Raw genomic sequence first — 16,597 nt, 5'->3', positions numbered from 1 at the left:
GGCCACGCCTATCAGGCCTTTGATCGGTCGGCAGGTTGTATGGGTTTGCGGCTGAAGCTTTGAGTTTGTCAGCTAAACTCTGCGTTTTCGCCGACGATGCCGTTCCAGTCCTTCGTATTAGTCGACCTTTGAGGTGCCGATGAGTACCTCGACAAAATGTTGCGCGTGAACAAGCTGGGTGAATCGCAGTCTGTTCTGCATTGAATATTTATCCGAGGCGCCACATTGGCGCGTCGCTACCTTGAGATAGCCGTCATCCATGTTTGGTTCCAACGACGACAAGAAGACCCCAGCTGCGGCTGGCGAGAAAAAAAGCCTGTTCGGATGGCTGCGCAAAAAGCCGCAGGAAACCGTCGTCGAACAACCACAGCAACTTCCTGAGGCCGTTCCCGAGCCGGTAATAGAAGCTGCGCCAGTTGCACAAGCGCCGGCGCCGATTGTGCTGCCTGTCGCCGCCCCGGTGTTTCAGCCAGTAGCCGAGCCCGAACCGGTTGCAGAAACGCTGCAGGCCCCGGAAGTCGAGCACAAGCCCTGGCTGGTCCTGCCGGTGGCGGAAGAGCCGGTCTCGCTGGTCGTAGATGAGCTGGCGCCGCATATCACGCCATCGATTCCTGCGCCGACAGCCGCTCAGCAAGCGGTAGAGCTGCTGGTTGTCGAGCCGGTTCCGCTGGTTGAGCCGGTGGAATCGGTTGTTGTCGAGCCTGATATTCCAGAGCCTGTGATTGCTGCATTCGTTGCTCCGGCACCTGTACCCGTCGCTGCGCCGGTTATTGCCGCTGCGCCTGTTGCGTCAGTACCCGCGGCGCCGATCGAATCGCTCGTAGTCGCCGAACCGGCCGGCAGTGAAGAAAACAAAGTCGGTTTCTTCGCCCGCCTCAAGCAGGGGCTGTCCAAAACCAGCGCCAGCATCGGCGAGGGCATGGCCAGCCTGTTCCTCGGCAAAAAGCTGATCGATGATGAACTGCTGGAAGACATTGAAACCCGTCTGCTGACCGCTGACGTCGGCGTCGAAGCGACTTCGGTGATTATCCAGAGCCTGACCCAGAAGGTCGCGCGCAAGCAGCTGGCCGATGCCGATGCGCTCTACAAGTCCTTGCAGGCCGAGCTTGCGAACATGCTCAAGCCAGTCGAGCAGCCACTGAAAATCACCTCACAGAACAAACCGTTCGTGATTCTGGTGGTCGGCGTCAACGGTGCGGGGAAAACCACCACCATTGGCAAGCTGGCGAAGAAACTGCAACTCGAAGGCAAGAAAGTCATGCTCGCGGCCGGTGATACCTTCCGTGCTGCAGCAGTCGAGCAATTGCAGGTCTGGGGCGAGCGCAACAAGATTGCGGTGATCGCCCAGCACACCGGGGCCGACTCCGCTTCGGTGATCTTCGATGCGGTACAGGCCGCCAAGGCCCGTGGCATCGATGTGTTGATCGCCGATACCGCCGGTCGCCTGCACACCAAAGACAATCTGATGGAAGAGCTGAAGAAGGTACGCCGGGTCATCAGTAAGCTCGACGCCGATGCGCCGCACGAAGTGCTGCTGGTGCTCGACGCCGGTACTGGCCAGAACGCCATCAACCAGGCCAAACAATTCCATCAGACGGTCGAGCTGACCGGTCTTGCGTTGACTAAGCTCGACGGCACGGCCAAGGGCGGGGTAATTTTCGCCCTGGCCAAGCAGTTTGGTCTGCCTATTCGCTACATCGGTGTCGGTGAAGGCATCGATGATCTGCGTACTTTTGAAGCCGAACCCTTTGTCCAGGCACTTTTTGCCGAGCGGGAGCGTTCATGATTCGTTTCGAACAGGTCGGTAAACGCTATCCGAACGGACACGTCGGCTTGCATGAGCTGAGCTTTCGAGTCCGTCGGGGCGAGTTCTTGTTTGTCACCGGCCATTCCGGCGCTGGCAAAAGCACTTTGTTACGGCTGTTGCTGGCCATGGAGCGCCCGACCACCGGCAAATTGCTGCTGGCAGGGCAAGACCTGGGGCAGATCAGCAACGCACAGATTCCTTTCCTGCGTCGGCAAATTGGCGTGGTGTTCCAGAACCACCAATTGCTGTTCGATCGCACGGTGTTCAACAACATTGCCTTGCCGCTGCAGATTCTTGGTCTGTCCAAGGCTGAAATCGCCAAGCGCGTGGATTCGGCTCTGGAGCGCGTGGCGCTTTCGGACAAAACCGATCTGTACCCGGGCGACCTGTCCACCGGTCAGCAACAGCGCGTCGGCATCGCCCGCGCCATCGTCCACCGTCCGGCCCTGCTGCTGGCGGACGAACCGACCGGTAACCTCGACCCGCGTCTGGCGGCGGAAATCATGGGTGTATTCGAAGACATCAACCGGCTGGGCACCAGTGTGCTGATCGCCAGTCACGACCTGGCGCTGATCGCCCGCATGCGTCACCGCATGCTGACCCTGCAACGCGGCCGCCTGATCGGCGACGGGGAGGCTGCGGTATGAGTGCGACACGCAGCCCCAAGGTTTCCGAACGTGTGGCGCCAAAAGCCGCCGACCCGCAACCGCAGAAGAAAAAACACGACGATGACGACGGCCCGGACTTCAGCACCTTGCTGCATGCCTGGATCGAAAGCCACCGCGCCAGCCTGCTGGACAGCCTGCGTCGTCTGGGCAAACAGCCGATCGGCAGCTTTTTCACCTGCCTGGTGATGGCCGTTGCCCTCAGCTTGCCGATGGGCTTGTCGCTGTTGCTGAGCAATGTCGAACGTCTCGGCGGTTCCTGGCAGCGTGCGGCGCAGATTTCCCTGTACCTGCAACTCGATGCCAGCGCCAACGAAGGCGAGCAACTGCGTGAGCAGATCAAGGGCCTGCCGGGCGTTGCAGATGCCGAGTACATTGGTCGTGATCAGGCGCTGGAAGAGTTTCAACAGCAGTCCGGGCTGGGCGAGGCGCTCAAGGAGCTGCCGCAGAACCCATTGCCGGGCGTGGTTCTGGTGACTCCGAAGGAAGTCGACAAGCCGGCCCTTGAAGCATTAAGACAAAGACTTTCCGAGCTGCCGAAGGTACAGCAGGCACAACTTGATCTAGTCTGGGTCGAGCGTCTGGCAGCGATTCTCAAGCTGGGGGACCGTTTTGTGTTCGGTCTGACCGTGCTTTTGGTTTCTGCATTACTTTTGGTGATAGGCAATACCATTCGTCTTCATATTGAAAACCGCCGCACAGAGATAGAAGTGATTAAACTCGTCGGCGGCACTGACAGCTATGTGCGTAGGCCCTTTCTATATATGGGTGCGCTTTATGGCTTCGGTGCAGGGGTTCTTTCCTGGGGAGTATTGGCGTTCGGCCTCGATTGGCTGAACGATGCGGTTGTCGGGCTGGCCGGATTGTACGGCAGTGACTTTGCGCTGGCCGGTGTGCCATCCGCCGATGGTCTGTCGCTCTTGCTTGGCGCGGTGCTATTAGGGTATATCGGAGCATGGATTGCGGTCGCACGTCACCTACGTGAGCTGGCACCGAAGTAGTGTCTTTTTGCTCATATTGACCTTTCAGCGTTATTAGGGAACTTGTCCTATCGGTTCCCGGTCAATTTTTCGCAGTGCTGAACTGCACGAGTTATGTGAGTCGGAGGTTTTTTCGTATGACCACTTCTTTGCAACCTGCCTATGCATTAGTCCCGGGTGCAAACCTGGAGGCTTATGTGCACACGGTGAACAGCATTCCATTGCTGACGCCGGAGCAGGAGCGTGAACTGGCCGAGAGTCTCTACTATGAGCAGGATTTGGGGGCGGCTCGGCAGATGGTGCTCGCCCACCTGCGTTTTGTTGTACATATTGCCCGCAGCTATTCCGGCTACGGCCTGGCCCAGGCTGACCTGATCCAGGAAGGCAACGTTGGCCTGATGAAAGCGGTAAAACGCTTCAACCCGGAAATGGGTGTGCGTCTGGTGTCGTTCGCCGTGCACTGGATCAAGGCTGAAATCCACGAATTCATCCTGCGCAACTGGCGCATCGTCAAGGTCGCCACGACCAAGGCGCAGCGCAAATTGTTCTTCAACCTGCGCAGCCAGAAAAAACGTCTGGCCTGGCTGAACAACGAAGAAGTCCATCGTGTGGCTGAAAGCCTCGGCGTAGAGCCGCGGGAAGTGCGCGAGATGGAAAGTCGCCTGACCGGCCATGACATGGCCTTCGACCCGGCTGCGGAAGCAGACGACGACAGCGCGTTCCAGTCGCCGGCCAACTACCTGGAAGACCACCGGTACGATCCGGCGCGTCAACTTGAAGATGCTGACTGGACCGATAATTCCACCAGCAACCTGCACGAAGCGCTGGAAGTGCTCGACGATCGCAGTCGCGACATCCTCTATCAGCGCTGGCTGGCAGAAGAGAAAGCCACGCTGCATGACCTGGCGCAGAAGTACAACGTGTCAGCCGAGCGTATTCGTCAGCTTGAAAAGAGCGCGATGAACAAGCTCAAATTGTCGATCGCTGCTTAACGCAGCGATAAGACAAAAAAACGCCCCGATCTGATCGGGGCGTTTTTGTTTGTACTCGATATTCCTGACTATCACACCAACAATGTGGGAGCGGGCTTGCCCGCGAAGGCGGTGTAATGGTCGGCGAAGATGTTGAATGTTATGACCCCTTCGCGGGCAAGCCCGCTCCCACAGGGAATCTTCAGTGCTCACTGCGCCCAAGGCGCTTTGCGGGAATCGTTCAACCCCGCCAGATAACTATCCCTACCCAAATGGCCCATCTGCTGACGGATCCAGCCTGCGCGCCGTGCAACGTAAATGCTTGGGTGCCCGGCGCTCCACACTCTCGGGTTAGGCAGTACGGCCGCCAGCAGGCTGGCTTGTTGGCGCGACAATGAGGCTGCACTAGTCCCAAAATGATGGCGCGCGGCAGCTTCAGCGCCGAACACCCCGTCATCCCATTCCACGCTGTTGAGATACACTTCAAGAATCCGTTGCTTGGGCCAAAGGATTTCGATCAGCCCGGTAAACCAGGCCTCGAGCCCTTTGCGCAGCCAGCTGCGGCCGGACCATAGAAAGAGGTTTTTTGACACCTGCTGGCTTAGCGTACTGGCGCCGCGGATCGATCCGCCGCGTTCGTTATGCGCGAGCGCCGCTTGAATGGCGCCGAAATCAAAGCCCCAATGTTCGGAGAACTTCTGGTCCTCGCCGGCAATCACGGCGATTTTCAAGTCGTCGGAGATCTCGTCCCATGGCTGCCAACTGCGTTGCAGATCGATAGACTCGCCGTCGAACCAGGATTCGACTTTGCGTTCGACCATCAAGGCCGTCCCCGGTGGTGGAACGACGCGAAACACCAGCACCAGCACAACGCTGCCAACTGCGAACCAGAGCAGGGCTTTGGTGAAACGACGAAAAAATAAACGCAGCATAGAGATGGCTTGGCCGAACCGGGAGAGCCGGCCATTATACAGACCCTGTTGAATGATTCTGACTGGAGTTCCTTATGCTGCGTGGCTTTCTGATGCTGGCTGCCTTCTTCGGGTTTACCGGCGTTGCCCTCGGCGCGTTTGCCGCTCATGGCCTGAAAAGTCGCCTGAGTGCGGAATACCTGGCGATTTTTCATACAGGGGTTACCTATCAATTGGTGCATACGCTGGCCTTGATTGGTGTTGCGTTACTGGCCACACAGATTCCCGGCCGTTTGATCACCTGGGCGGGTGCTTCATTCGCCATCGGCATCCTGCTGTTCTCTGGCAGCCTGTACCTGTTGACCCTGACCGGTGTCAGCAAGCTGGGCATTGTCACGCCATTTGGCGGTCTGGCCTTTTTGGTCGGCTGGTTCTGCCTCGGACTTGCCGCTTGGCGGTTGAGCTGACCGGGCGGTCCATTTCATGACGAATGGCTTGGGTCAGCCGGACTGATCGGGCTAGAATGCTGGCCCCTTAAAATGATGACGGCATCCGGCATGCGCATTCAGTTGAACGGTGAATCCTTTGAACTGCCCGACGGCGAAACCGTTGCGGCCCTGCTGACCCGTCTGGATCTGACCGGGCGCCGGGTGGCGGTCGAACTCAATCTGGATATCGTCCCGCGCAGTCAGCACGCCGCGACTTCCCTGAGTGAAGGCGACCAGGTCGAAGTGGTACACGCCATCGGCGGCGGCTAGGTCTCCCGGTCATTCAGCACCAAAACTATCTACAAGAGCCTGCAGAACCTCACCCCAACAGAGGATTTCCCATGAGCAACGTTCGTAGCGATAAGCCCTTCGTCCTGGCCGGTCGTACTTACCAGTCGCGTTTGCTGGTAGGCACCGGCAAGTACCGTGACATGGAAGAAACCCGCCTGGCCATCGAGGCCTCGGGCGCCGAGATCGTCACCGTTGCCGTGCGCCGGACCAATATCGGCCAGAATCCGGGTGAGCCGAACCTGCTCGATATCCTGCCGCCGGATCGTTACACCATCCTGCCGAACACCGCCGGTTGCTATGACGCGATCGAAGCCGTGCGCACCTGCCGTCTGGCCCGTGAACTGCTGGATGGTCACAACCTGGTCAAGCTGGAAGTCCTCGCTGATCAGAAAACCCTGTTCCCCAACGTGATCGAAACCCTCAAGGCCGCCGAAGTGCTGGTCAAGGATGGTTTCGACGTGATGGTCTACACCAGCGATGACCCGATCATTGCCCGGCAACTGGAGCAAATCGGCTGCATCGCCGTGATGCCGTTGGCGGGTCTTATCGGTACCGGCCTGGGGATCTGCAATCCGTACAACCTGCGGATCATCCTCGAAGAAGCCGGGATCCCGGTGCTGGTGGATGCCGGCGTCGGTACCGCTTCCGACGCGACCATCGCCATGGAGCTGGGTTGCGAAGCGGTGCTGATGAACTCGGCCATCGCCAATGCGCAGCAGCCGATTATGATGGCCGAAGCCATGAAACACGCCATTGTTGCAGGTCGTCTGGCCTATCTCGCCGGGCGCATGCCGAAAAAACTTTATGCCAGCGCCTCCTCGCCGCTGGATGGTCTGATCAAGTAAGAGCCATTGATGACTGAATCAAACGACACGCCAATCGCGCCTGCAGAAGGTGAAGAACGCCAGCATCGCCGCATCAAGAGTTTCGTGATGCGCGCCGGGCGTATGACCGAAGGCCAGCACAAAGGTCTGGAGCAAGGTACGCCGCTGTTCGTTCTGCCGTTGGCCGATGCGCCGGTGGATTTCGACCAGGTGTTCGGGCGTTCCGCGCCGCGTACCCTGGAGATCGGTTTTGGCATGGGGCATTCGCTGCTGGAAATGGCGGCGGCTTCACCTGAGCAGGACTTCATCGGCGTTGAAGTGCACCGCCCGGGTGTCGGCGCGCTGCTCAATGGCGTGCTGACTCAGGGCCTGACCAACCTGCGAGTCTACGATTGCGACGCGATCGAAGTGCTCAATCGGTGTATTGCGGATAACAGCCTCGATCGCCTGCTGCTGTTCTTCCCGGATCCGTGGCACAAGAGCCGTCACCACAAGCGTCGCATTGTTCAGGCGTCCTTTGCCGAGCTGGTGCGTAGCAAGTTGAAAGTCGGCGGTGTGTTGCACATGGCCACTGATTGGGAACCCTATGCCGAGTACATGCTGGAAGTCATGGACGTCGCGCCGGGCTACCGCAACCTCGCCGAAGACGGCAAATGCGTCCCGCGCCCGACCGAACGCCCGATCACCAAGTTCGAGCGCCGTGGCGAACGTCTTGGGCATGGGGTTTGGGATTTGAAGTTCGAAAAGCTGGCGTAATGTCCGGGAGCGGCCGGCCCGCTCCCTTATGTACCCTCGTACTCCCAATCAACTCAGCGCTCGTACGGTTTCAAACTCAAAGCAGTAGCGACCAGGCGACGCTGGATACCATCAACACAGCAAAGCTAATGTTGAGTGTTCGATTCCAGCCTGGCCGGATAAAAAACCGTCTTAAATTATTGCCGGAAAATAGCCAGATAAAATCAAACGTAATACAGATTCCCAGACAGCTACCAACCTTGAACAACAAATCCCATGGCTGTGGCAAATCCAACGGAAATCCTCCCAGCAGCGCCGCAAAGACTGCGTAAGCCTTTACGTTGGTAAAGCCAATAATAAACCCGGCATTCCATTGCGGTGCTGAAACTGTTGTTGCGCTGCTAATAGGCGGCGTTCGGGCAATCGACCAGGCAAGTAGCACAATGTAGGCGGCTGATATCAGACCTAGACCTGTGGCGATGAACGGGATTTTCTGTATCAGCAACAAGACTCCAGACGCCACCGAGATTATTGCGATGGTCAGTCCTGTAATAATTCCCGCAAAGAACTTGAGCGATCGCTTCAGTCCGAAAGCCGCCCCGCTGGCCGCCAATGCCATGGTCGCCGGGCCAGGACTTGCAAGTAACGCGCAGGCCGTTATCAGGAAAGAGAATGAAACCGTGGTCAAAATACTCATGGCAAGACCTTAAAGAGAGCTTCAATGAGTGCCTGTGTCGTGACAGAAATACAGGGTGCGGAAGTCCTTCATGAACTCGACTACATCTTGAGCAATCAAGAGGGGGCTACGTGAATGTTGCAGCGTCTCGACGATTTTTTCTGCAATCCACGCCATGTGCTGTTCTTTCATTCCTAGTCTTGTGATTTCGGTGGTGCCCAGTCTTATAGCGTATTGGTTTTGATGTCGATCTTTCGATGGCCCAAAAACCAGGAGTGTTTTATTGCATATGATATTGGCTGACTCCAGCAGCCGCACTTCATACGCGGCGCTATCCAGGTAAGTGGGCAGGAAGACGATCTGATGAGTGGTAGTGTAATTTTGTTCCTGAAACAGAACATTCACGCCTCGTTCATATAATTCCCTCCCCAACTGTTGAGCATTTTTCACGACTTGCGACATGTAAGCCTTGCCATATTCCAGCATTTCCGTAGTGGCCACTGCCAAGGCGGCGACACGGTTGATTTGGTGGCTGCCGGTTAGCGTCGGGAAAAGGCTGCGATAAATAGCTTCACTCAACTTCTGATCATCCCAAACGATGATCCCACCCTGAGGGCCGCTGAACGTTTTACCCGAAGATCCAGTCATCAGGTCAGCCCCTTCTCTAAGGGGATCCTGGAAAAGCCCGGCTGCAATCAGCCCCAGTTGATGCGCTGCATCGAAGTAAACCTTGCCGCCCCACGGCGAGACGATTTCCTTTATCTGCGCTAACGGTAACGGGAAAAGCGTCAGGGTCATCCCGATGCCGATGATTTTCGGTTTGTAATACGTCGCTATCCGTTTGAACTGATCAATATCAATATCGTTTGTCGAGGGACAAAAAGGCAGGTCAATGATCTCTAGGCCTCTGACTCCCGGCGGGCCATTACTTCTGTGGCTGGAGTCCCCGCCGTGTAGAAGCGGCACGGTCATAACGGCATCCCCCTGCGATGCCAGTGCAGTATAAGCGGTCATGACACCGGCCATCCCGCCCATTAAACGATGGTCGGCGTAGCGGCAGCGGAAGGCTTTTTTCAACAGTTCTATGCAGAGTGATTCAACTTCATCGATGACGTCCATGCCGGTAAAAAACCGATTATCGCGCCCGATATGCCCGCCTGAGGCTCGGGTTCCAATTTCACTCGCCAGCAGGCTCCTTGTCGCGAGGCTTGATGGCGCTTCGGCTGCAACCAGATTGATGCACTGTCGGGCACGCCAGCGTTCATTACGGCTCACGGCATCTCTTACCAAGTCAGCCATCGCCCGGGACGAGCCGGCACTTTCCAATAACTGTGCAGCGCTATTCAAACATTGTGGGTCATGCATAAGGGACTCGCTATTTCAGAGGCCTGAAGTTTATTTGTCCGTTCGTGCAGCTTCAGCGTCTTTGTCTTCCCACCATCGATCGTTACCGGACAGCGGTTTATCGATCAGTTGTTTGTCAGCCCACGTCATGTTCAAAATAATTCGGGTGATATCTTCATTGAGTGGGATGGTTCTGTGCAGTGTGGTGTCGGTACGAAGAAAGTAGATATCTCCGGTGGTGAACCCATAGGTGCTAATCGGCTGGCTGCAGAGTATTTCGTTAATTCGTGCATTGGTTTTGTCCCAGTGGGTATGAGGTACGCACTGAAGCATGCCGCCGCAAGCAATCGGCGGCGTCTCGATAATCCAGATCAGTGCGAAACTGTAATCGCCCCAGTGCCAACCATGAGTATCGCCTTTCTTTTCCTGCCGGGTGATCAGGAACTCTTCATCGGTTGAAACTTGAGGAATGACTTCTGTGCCCGCAATGCGCGACAGTAGTCCGAGTAGATTGGGCGAGCGTGAAAGCTTGTATATAAGCCCTTTTTGCCGGGCGATCCATTCACTGCGTACAACACTCATGTGCCTCGGGCTATTGTCGGTAGTAGACAGCCTCAAGTCTCGACGTTCTCCTTGTTGATCAAGCAGTGTCAGGACTTCTTTTCTTATTAGCGCTTTAAGCTCAATGTCGGCAATGTCATTAAGTTTAATAAGGCCGTCTCTGGCGAAAGTGTTTCTCAGTGTAAATACACGCTGTTCCGAAAATAGGTTTGAAAGGTAACAGGCGAACAGGTTTTCGTCGGGTTCAAGTTTCATTTTTGATACCTCGTCATCTGTTTCTGTATTTCTTGTAGTCTTTTTCTATAACGCTGTTCAGTGGTTGATTGAGTGTATGAGTACAGTCTTTGGTGTGCTATGAATTTTATTCCTGCGCGACAAGACTAATGAGCGCAACGCCACAGACCTATTTACAGAAGGCCGACACGATGAAAAACCTTGTTAAAAAAGAGGTGGTGCTTGACCAGTTCGACAAAACCATCATTGCCACGCTGAGCTGCAATGCCAGGTTGTCTATCAAGGCATTGAGCCGACAGGTCGGTCTATCTGCACCCAGTTGTGGTGAGCGTCTGAAGCATCTTGAGAAAACGGTTATCAGGGGTTACTGCGTTGATGTCGATCCCGACTCATTCGGTTACCGGCTGCAGTTGATTGTTCGGATGCGCTGCTACCCGGGCCAGATGCAAACAGTGGAGCAACTGCTTAAGGTGACGGGGGAGTGCGCCACCTTTTTCAAGGTGACGGGGGATGACGATTTTGTCTGTGTGATGTATCTGCGGTCTGTGGAGCACCTGGACGAACTGCTGAGTCGCTTTGTATCGATGGCGGTGACTCATACATCGTTGATCAAAGCGATGGAGCACAAGTTGCTGCAGTTTTAGCGGCGGTCTGCTACGACGCCGATCAACACCAGCACCACCAACAACACCGGCGCCAGGCTGTAGTTGTTGAACTGGCTCAGGCCTTTGATGATCCAGGGCGTTGCGTAGATCAGCGCCAGGCCGCTGCCGATCAGGCACAGCAGGGCCATCAGCGGTACGCGCAGGGCGCCGGCGATGCTGCCCAGGCGTTGTTCGACCCAGCCTTTGATATCCGCGCCGAACAGCACCAGCAGGCAACCGACAAGCGCCAGAGAGATTTCCGATAGGTTGCTGCGACTCCAGCGGGACACGGTGGCGAGCAGGTCGAGTACCAAATCCATTCGATTTCCCTTAGTTCTTGAAAGTCAGATCAGAAAATATTGCAGCAAGTCATTGAGGAACAGCTGCCCTCGGGCGGTGGCCGCCAGGCGTGTAGGTTCGACCTGCAATAAGCCACTTTGTTCTGCCTGTTGGCGCGCGTCGGCCAGGCTTTCCAGGCTGAGCCCGGTACGCTGGGCGAACAGCGCCGCCTCGACGCCATCGGTGAGGCGCAAGGCGTTCATCAGGAACTCGAACGGCAACTCTTCGTTGCTCAGGGCTTTCTCGCCGGCCTGAAAGCTTTTGGCCAGATTGAGGTAGTCCTTGGGCAGGCGGGTTTTCCAGGTGCGCAAGATACGCCCGTCCGGATGGCTGAGTTTGCCGTGGGCGCCAGCGCCGATGCCGATGAAGTCGCCAAAGCTCCAGTAGTTGAGATTATGCCGCGCCGGTCGGCCGGGCAGGGCATAAGCCGATACTTCGTACTGGGCGTAACCGTGCTCGGCCAGCAGCGCCTGACCGGCTTCCTGAATGTCCCACAGGGTGTCGTCTTCGGGGAGTGTCGGCGGCTGGTTCCAGAACACCGTGTTCGGTTCCAGGGTCAGCTGATACCAGGACAGATGGGTCGGCTTCAGCGCGATGGCCTGGCGCAGGTCGCTCAAGGCGTCGTCCAGGGACTGATCGGGCAAGCCGTGCATCAGGTCCAGATTGAAGTTGTCGAAACCCGCCTGACGGGCCATGCCGGCGGCACGTACGGCTTCGTCGCCATTGTGGATCCGGCCCAGCGCCTTGAGTTTTTCTTCCTGAAAACTCTGGATGCCAATCGACAGGCGATTGATGCCCAAAGCGCGGTAGGCGACGAATTTTTCCTGCTCGAAGGTTCCGGGGTTGGCTTCCAGGGTGATTTCGATGTCGCTGGCAAACGCAATGCGTTGTTCCACACCTTTGAGCAGACGGCCCAGGGCGTCGGCGCTGAACAGGCTGGGCGTGCCGCCGCCGAAGAAAATCGAGCTCAGTTCACGGCCATAAACGGCGTGGAGGTCCTGGTCGAGGTCGGCCAGCAGCGCGTCGACATAGTCCTGTTCCGGCAGCACGGGGCTGGCGGTGTGGGAGTTGAAGTCGCAATACGGGCATTTGCGCACGCACCACGGGATGTGGATGTACAGCGCCAGGGGTGGCAGCTGGGGCAGGGCTGCGCGAGGCGTTTGCGGGCCGCCGAAAATCAGCGGCTGCGCAGGGGATTGCCGGGTCATTTCAGGCCCAGACGCTGGCGCAGCAAATCCATTGCGCGGGCGCGGTGGCTGATGAGGTTCTTTTCGCTCGGGCTCAGCCCGGCACTGGAGCAATCGCGCTCCGGGACCCAGAACAGCGGGTCGTAGCCGAAACCGTGTGCACCGCTGGCTTGGGTCAGGATACGGCCGTGCCACAGCCCTTCACAGAGAATCGGCAGCGGGTCATCGGCATGGCGCACCAGGGCCAGCACGCAAACGAACTGCGCGCCGCGCTCGGCTTCAGGTACATCCTTCAAGACCTCCAGCAGCTTGGCGTTGTTGGCCGCATCGCCCTGACCATCGGCGTAGCGCGCCGAATAGATGCCGGGCGCGCCGCCGAGAAAGTCCACTGCCAGCCCTGAATCATCGGCCAATGCCGGCAGACCGGAAATGCGCGCGGCATTGCGGGCCTTGAGAATGGCGTTTTCGACGAACGACAGACCGGTTTCTTCCGGCTCGACGCTGCTGAATTCGCCGATCGAGCGCAATCGCACCGATTCGCCGAGCATGGCCTGGAGTTCTTTGAGTTTGCCGGCGTTATGGCTGGCCAATACGAGTTGCGTGAAATTCATTATTCGCCCGGGAAAAGCTCTTGGTTGAAACTGAAACTGTTGGTTTTGTCGCCAGTTTTAACGTTGATCGTGAAGGTGCGGGTTTCCTGTTGTTTCACAGGGAACTGCGCGATGTAGTAGATCGCGCCTTGTTCGGTGATCTGCTTGAATTTCAACGGGATCGGAGCGCTGATGAGGTCCTTGACCGTGCCGCTGACGTCAGAGACCAGTGGCTTGCCGTCCTTGAGCACGGAAATATTGATCACGCCCTGATTCTTGCTGCGCACCAGTTCGGCGGCTTTGGCGATCTCCGGCTGAATGAACGTCGAGTTGAAGGTGTTGTAGTGCACGGTGATGTCACCGAACACTTCCTTGCGTTCGCCCTTGATTTCATCGGCCGCCAGGGCGACCACGCTCAGGCAGGCAGTGAGTAGAAAAATAGCCAAACGACCCATGATCGTTCTCCTCGAAGTAGCGTGGTTTACACCGCGATCTGGTGATCCTGCAGGCCCGGACTGCTGACACGGTAGATGCCGATCTCACCTAATAGATTAGGCCATAGCTTACTGGCCCACCCGTGCCGATGTTGTTGATCGACGGCAAGCCGATCGATGACGCGCGCTTCGCGCTCACGGCACAGGGCTTCGAAGTCTTCGAAGGTGCAGAAGTGGATGTTCGGCGTGTTGTACCAGGTGTAGGGCAGGAAGTCCGAAACGGGCATCCGGCCTTTGCTGGCCAGGTACCAGCGGCAGCGCCAGTGACCGAAATTGGGGAAGGTGATGATGCACTGACGACCGACCCGCAACATTTCGTCGAGAATCCGGTCCGGGTAATGCACGGCTTGCAGGGCCTGAGTCATGACCACGACATCGAAGCTGTTGCTGGCAAAGTTGCCCAGCCCCTTGTCCAGGTTCTGCTCGATGACGTTGATGCCTTTGGCCACGCACTCGGCGATGTTGTCCGGGTCGTTTTCCAGGCCATAGCCGGTGACTTGCTTGTGGTCCCGCAGCCAGGTCAGCAGTTCGCCATCACCGCAACCGAGGTCGAGCACGCGGCTGCCAGCGGGGATCCATTCCTGGATGATGTCCAGATCGGCTCTCATGGCTTTCTCCCCAAGTGATAGTGGCTCATATAAGCGAAATTCGATTCATGTAGTTGCTGAACGCCTGCAAGTAACGCGGGATCGGAATCAGGAAGGCGTCATGGCCTTGCGGAGCATCGATCTCCAGGTAGCAGACGTCTTTCTTGGCCGCCATCAGCGCGTCCACCAGTTCCCGCGAGCGGGCCGGGGAGAAACGCCAGTCGGTGGTAAAGGACATCACGCAGAATTTCGCCTTGGCTCCAGCGAAGGTTTTCGCCAGGTTATCGTCGAAGTTCGCCGCTGGATCGAAGTAATCCAGTGCTTTGGTCATCAGCAGGTAGGTATTGGCGTCGAAACGTCCGGAAAACTCTTCGCCCTGATAACGCAGGTAACTCTCAACCTGGAACTCGACGCTGTGGAAGTCGTAGTTGAGCTTTTCGCTCTTCAGGCCACGGCCGAATTTCTCGCCCATGGAGTCATCCGACAGGTAGGTGATATGCCCGACCATCCGCGCCAGCATCAGCCCGCGCTTGGGGATCACACCCTGTTCCTGGAAAGAGCCGCCATGGAACTCGGGGTCGGTCAGGATCGCCTGCCGCGCCACTTCGTTGAAGGCGATGTTCTGCGCCGACAGTTTCGGCGCTGAGGCGATAGCCAGGCAGTGGCGAATGCGATCAGGGTAAGTGATGCTCCATTGCAAGGCCTGCATGCCGCCCAGGCTGCCGCCGATCACCGCGGCCCACTGGCCGATACCCAACAGGTCGGCAAGGCGCGCCTGGCTGTGAACCCAGTCTTCCACGGTCAGCACCGGGAAATCGGCGCCAAACGGCTTGCCGCTTTCCGGGTTGATGCTGCTCGGGCCGGTGGAGCCATTGCAGCCGCCGAGGTTATTCAGGCTGACGACGAAGAATCTATTGGTATCGATCGGTTTGCCGGGGCCGATGCAGCTGTCCCACCAACCGGGCTTGCGCTCATTCGGGCTATGAAAGCCCGCCGCGTGGTGGTGGCCGGACAGCGCGTGACAGATCAGCACGGCATTGCTGGCCGTGGCGTTCAGTTCGCCATAGGTTTCGTAGATCAGATCGTAGGCAGGCAGGGAACGACCGCAGGCAAGGGCCAGGGGTTCGCTGAAGTGCGCCATTTTCGGCGTCACCAGACCAACAGAATCGTGGGGAAAGACAGTGGACATCGACCCTGCTCTCGCTTAAATGAGGCGTAAGTCTAAAGACCGCTGCCCCCAGCGGCAAGCGAAGGTCGGGGATGATTTTCTTCAGGTATACCGAGGCGCGGCAATCGCGAGCAGGCTCGCTCCCACAGGGGACGCATTCCATTGTGGGAGCGAGCCTGCTCGCGATGAACGATGACGCTGTCAGTCAGGCTGTCGCACCAGATCCGGCAACTCCGGCAGCTTCTTTGGCGAGTTCACCCGAACCCGTTTTTGCCGATTCAACTCACCGCTGATCAGACTCACCTGGCTCTTGGAAACCCCGAACGCCTTGGCCAGAAACGCCATCAGATACGCATTGGCCTTGCCTTCGACCGGCGGCGCGGTCAGGCGGATCTTCAGCCGATCCCCGTGCAGCCCGCAGAAATCATCGCTGCGGGCCGCCGGTTGCAGGTGACATTCCAGAATCAAATCATCACCGTCCCAGCGAAAGTAGCTCATCAGATCAGCCCGATCAGCTCCTTTGGCATGAGGGCATAGTACGCAAGGCGCGGAATCAGCCAGCTTTGCACCAACTGGATCAGGATAAACGCGAAGATCGGCGAGATGTCGAGGCCGCCCAGGTTCGGCACGATACGTCGGAATGGGGCGAGTACCGGCTCAGTAATCTGAGCGACCAGCTCTGCGCCCGGATTGTGGCTCCCCGGGGCGACCCAGGACAGAATCACACTGATGATCATTGCGTAAAACAGAATATTCAAAAACAGCGAGAAGATGCTGATCAGTGCCCAAGGCGCCAAAAGCAGCAAGTCGACCTGATAGCCTTTGAGCAGCAGGATGATCGCTATCAGCACCATTTGCACGATCAGCGCCAGTACCAGTGACGACATGTCCAGCCCGAACATGCTCGGGATTACCCGGCGCAGTGGCTTGAGCAACGGTTGAGTGGCTTTCACGGTGAACTGGCAGAGCGGATTGTAGAAATTCGCCCGAACCAGTTGCAGGATGAAGCGCAGCAGCACGATCAGCAGGTACAGGCTGCCCAGGGTTTTAATCACGAAAATGGCAGCGTCATTGAGTCCGAGCATCATTGATTCCTTTGTA

Annotated in this window: 22 protein-coding genes; 9 read left to right on the top strand and 13 right to left on the bottom strand. The window is 57.4% G+C overall.

Translation table 11 applies throughout. The annotated features are described in order from the left end of the window. Positions 1 to 117: 117 nt before the first annotated feature. A complete protein-coding gene (locus AC3I0A_RS25595) occupies positions 118 to 261 on the bottom strand; it encodes a hypothetical protein (RefSeq protein WP_489375296.1) in 144 nt (47 codons plus the stop codon). On the opposite strand from AC3I0A_RS25595, the gene ftsY reads away from it, so the two are divergent. The 4 genes from ftsY to rpoH all read left to right on the top strand — a co-directional run bounded on the left by ftsY (position 260) and on the right by rpoH (position 4,444). Next, positions 260 to 1,786, top strand: a complete 1,527-nt coding sequence (gene ftsY, locus AC3I0A_RS25590) for a signal recognition particle-docking protein FtsY (protein WP_489375295.1) — start codon at positions 260 to 262, stop codon at positions 1,784 to 1,786. The two genes, AC3I0A_RS25595 and ftsY, sit on opposite strands and share 2 nt — an antisense overlap. Further along, positions 1,783 to 2,454, top strand: a complete 672-nt coding sequence (ftsE, locus tag AC3I0A_RS25585) for a cell division ATP-binding protein FtsE (RefSeq protein ID WP_489375294.1) — start codon at positions 1,783 to 1,785, stop codon at positions 2,452 to 2,454. The genes ftsY and ftsE overlap by 4 nt, the downstream gene beginning before the upstream one ends. Continuing rightward, complete coding sequence (gene ftsX, locus AC3I0A_RS25580) at positions 2,451 to 3,473, top strand: permease-like cell division protein FtsX (RefSeq protein WP_489375293.1); 1,023 nt, start codon at positions 2,451 to 2,453, stop codon at positions 3,471 to 3,473. Before ftsE ends, ftsX begins: the two co-directional genes overlap by 4 nt. A gap of 116 nt (positions 3,474 to 3,589) precedes the next feature. After that, positions 3,590 to 4,444 (top strand): RNA polymerase sigma factor RpoH, encoded by an 855-nt coding sequence (gene rpoH / locus AC3I0A_RS25575; protein ID WP_123426423.1) that lies wholly within the window; start codon positions 3,590 to 3,592, stop codon positions 4,442 to 4,444. Positions 4,445 to 4,632: 188 nt separating this feature from the next. Here the strand turns inward: rpoH and mtgA are convergent, their stop codons facing one another. After that, the gene (gene mtgA / locus AC3I0A_RS25570; RefSeq protein WP_489375292.1) at positions 4,633 to 5,355 is read right to left on the bottom strand and encodes a monofunctional biosynthetic peptidoglycan transglycosylase; all 723 of its coding nucleotides are present in this window, start codon (positions 5,353 to 5,355) and stop codon (positions 4,633 to 4,635) included. Between the two features lie 74 nt (positions 5,356 to 5,429). On the opposite strand from mtgA, the gene AC3I0A_RS25565 reads away from it, so the two are divergent. The 4 genes from AC3I0A_RS25565 to trmB all read left to right on the top strand — a co-directional run bounded on the left by AC3I0A_RS25565 (position 5,430) and on the right by trmB (position 7,693). Further along, on the top strand, positions 5,430 to 5,801 hold the full coding sequence (locus tag AC3I0A_RS25565) for a DUF423 domain-containing protein (RefSeq protein ID WP_489375291.1): 372 nt from the start codon (positions 5,430 to 5,432) through the stop codon (positions 5,799 to 5,801). Positions 5,802 to 5,891: 90 nt separating this feature from the next. Continuing rightward, positions 5,892 to 6,092, top strand: a complete 201-nt coding sequence (gene thiS, locus AC3I0A_RS25560; protein ID WP_489378599.1) for a sulfur carrier protein ThiS — start codon at positions 5,892 to 5,894, stop codon at positions 6,090 to 6,092. A 71-nt stretch (positions 6,093 to 6,163) separates the two neighbouring features. Further along, positions 6,164 to 6,958 carry a thiazole synthase gene (locus AC3I0A_RS25555; protein WP_489375290.1) on the top strand — a complete coding sequence of 265 codons (795 nt, stop codon included), beginning with the start codon at positions 6,164 to 6,166 and terminating at the stop codon, positions 6,956 to 6,958. A gap of 9 nt (positions 6,959 to 6,967) precedes the next feature. Further along, complete coding sequence (trmB, locus tag AC3I0A_RS25550; RefSeq protein WP_489375289.1) at positions 6,968 to 7,693, top strand: tRNA (guanosine(46)-N7)-methyltransferase TrmB; 726 nt, start codon at positions 6,968 to 6,970, stop codon at positions 7,691 to 7,693. A gap of 76 nt (positions 7,694 to 7,769) precedes the next feature. On the opposite strand, the gene AC3I0A_RS25545 is transcribed toward trmB, so the two are convergent. The 3 genes from AC3I0A_RS25545 to AC3I0A_RS25535 all read right to left on the bottom strand — a co-directional run bounded on the left by AC3I0A_RS25545 (position 7,770) and on the right by AC3I0A_RS25535 (position 10,508). Next, positions 7,770 to 8,369: a LysE family translocator gene (locus tag AC3I0A_RS25545; protein ID WP_489375288.1), complete on the bottom strand. Its 600-nt coding sequence runs from the start codon at positions 8,367 to 8,369 to the stop codon at positions 7,770 to 7,772. Between the two features lie 21 nt (positions 8,370 to 8,390). Beyond that, positions 8,391 to 9,623 (bottom strand): serine hydroxymethyltransferase, encoded by a 1,233-nt coding sequence (gene glyA, locus AC3I0A_RS25540; RefSeq protein ID WP_489375287.1) that lies wholly within the window; start codon positions 9,621 to 9,623, stop codon positions 8,391 to 8,393. Between the two features lie 120 nt (positions 9,624 to 9,743). Continuing rightward, positions 9,744 to 10,508, bottom strand: coding sequence for a HalD/BesD family halogenase (locus AC3I0A_RS25535; protein WP_489375286.1), 765 nt, complete (start codon positions 10,506 to 10,508; stop codon positions 9,744 to 9,746). Between the two features lie 128 nt (positions 10,509 to 10,636). On the opposite strand from AC3I0A_RS25535, the gene AC3I0A_RS25530 reads away from it, so the two are divergent. Further along, on the top strand, positions 10,637 to 11,131 hold the full coding sequence (locus AC3I0A_RS25530) for an Lrp/AsnC family transcriptional regulator (RefSeq protein WP_489375285.1): 495 nt from the start codon (positions 10,637 to 10,639) through the stop codon (positions 11,129 to 11,131). On the opposite strand, the gene AC3I0A_RS25525 is transcribed toward AC3I0A_RS25530, so the two are convergent. The 8 genes from AC3I0A_RS25525 to AC3I0A_RS25490 all read right to left on the bottom strand — a co-directional run bounded on the left by AC3I0A_RS25525 (position 11,128) and on the right by AC3I0A_RS25490 (position 16,581). Continuing rightward, positions 11,128 to 11,451 (bottom strand): DUF3392 domain-containing protein, encoded by a 324-nt coding sequence (locus AC3I0A_RS25525; protein WP_489375284.1) that lies wholly within the window; start codon positions 11,449 to 11,451, stop codon positions 11,128 to 11,130. The two genes, AC3I0A_RS25530 and AC3I0A_RS25525, sit on opposite strands and share 4 nt — an antisense overlap. A 24-nt stretch (positions 11,452 to 11,475) precedes the next feature. Then, entirely contained in the window at positions 11,476 to 12,678 is a 1,203-nt protein-coding gene (hemW, locus tag AC3I0A_RS25520) for a radical SAM family heme chaperone HemW (protein ID WP_489375283.1), read from the bottom strand. Beyond that, a complete protein-coding gene (gene rdgB, locus AC3I0A_RS25515; protein ID WP_489375282.1) occupies positions 12,675 to 13,268 on the bottom strand; it encodes an RdgB/HAM1 family non-canonical purine NTP pyrophosphatase in 594 nt (197 codons plus the stop codon). Before rdgB ends, hemW begins: the two co-directional genes overlap by 4 nt. Then, the gene (locus AC3I0A_RS25510; RefSeq protein ID WP_489375281.1) at positions 13,268 to 13,702 is read right to left on the bottom strand and encodes a DUF4426 domain-containing protein; all 435 of its coding nucleotides are present in this window, start codon (positions 13,700 to 13,702) and stop codon (positions 13,268 to 13,270) included. The genes rdgB and AC3I0A_RS25510 overlap by 1 nt, the downstream gene beginning before the upstream one ends. Positions 13,703 to 13,728: 26 nt before the next feature. Next, entirely contained in the window at positions 13,729 to 14,349 is a 621-nt protein-coding gene (metW, locus tag AC3I0A_RS25505) for a methionine biosynthesis protein MetW (protein WP_489375280.1), read from the bottom strand. A gap of 25 nt (positions 14,350 to 14,374) precedes the next feature. Then, positions 14,375 to 15,517 (bottom strand): homoserine O-succinyltransferase MetX, encoded by a 1,143-nt coding sequence (gene metX / locus AC3I0A_RS25500; RefSeq protein ID WP_489375279.1) that lies wholly within the window; start codon positions 15,515 to 15,517, stop codon positions 14,375 to 14,377. A gap of 180 nt (positions 15,518 to 15,697) precedes the next feature. After that, positions 15,698 to 15,994 carry a DUF167 domain-containing protein gene (locus AC3I0A_RS25495; RefSeq protein WP_489375278.1) on the bottom strand — a complete coding sequence of 99 codons (297 nt, stop codon included), beginning with the start codon at positions 15,992 to 15,994 and terminating at the stop codon, positions 15,698 to 15,700. Beyond that, positions 15,994 to 16,581, bottom strand: coding sequence for a YggT family protein (locus tag AC3I0A_RS25490; protein ID WP_489375277.1), 588 nt, complete (start codon positions 16,579 to 16,581; stop codon positions 15,994 to 15,996). Before AC3I0A_RS25490 ends, AC3I0A_RS25495 begins: the two co-directional genes overlap by 1 nt. Positions 16,582 to 16,597 lie beyond the last annotated feature (16 nt).

This window comes from Pseudomonas sp. KH_024_B2, from assembly GCF_057839965.1.
This window is presented reverse-complemented; position numbering and strand designations above follow the sequence as displayed.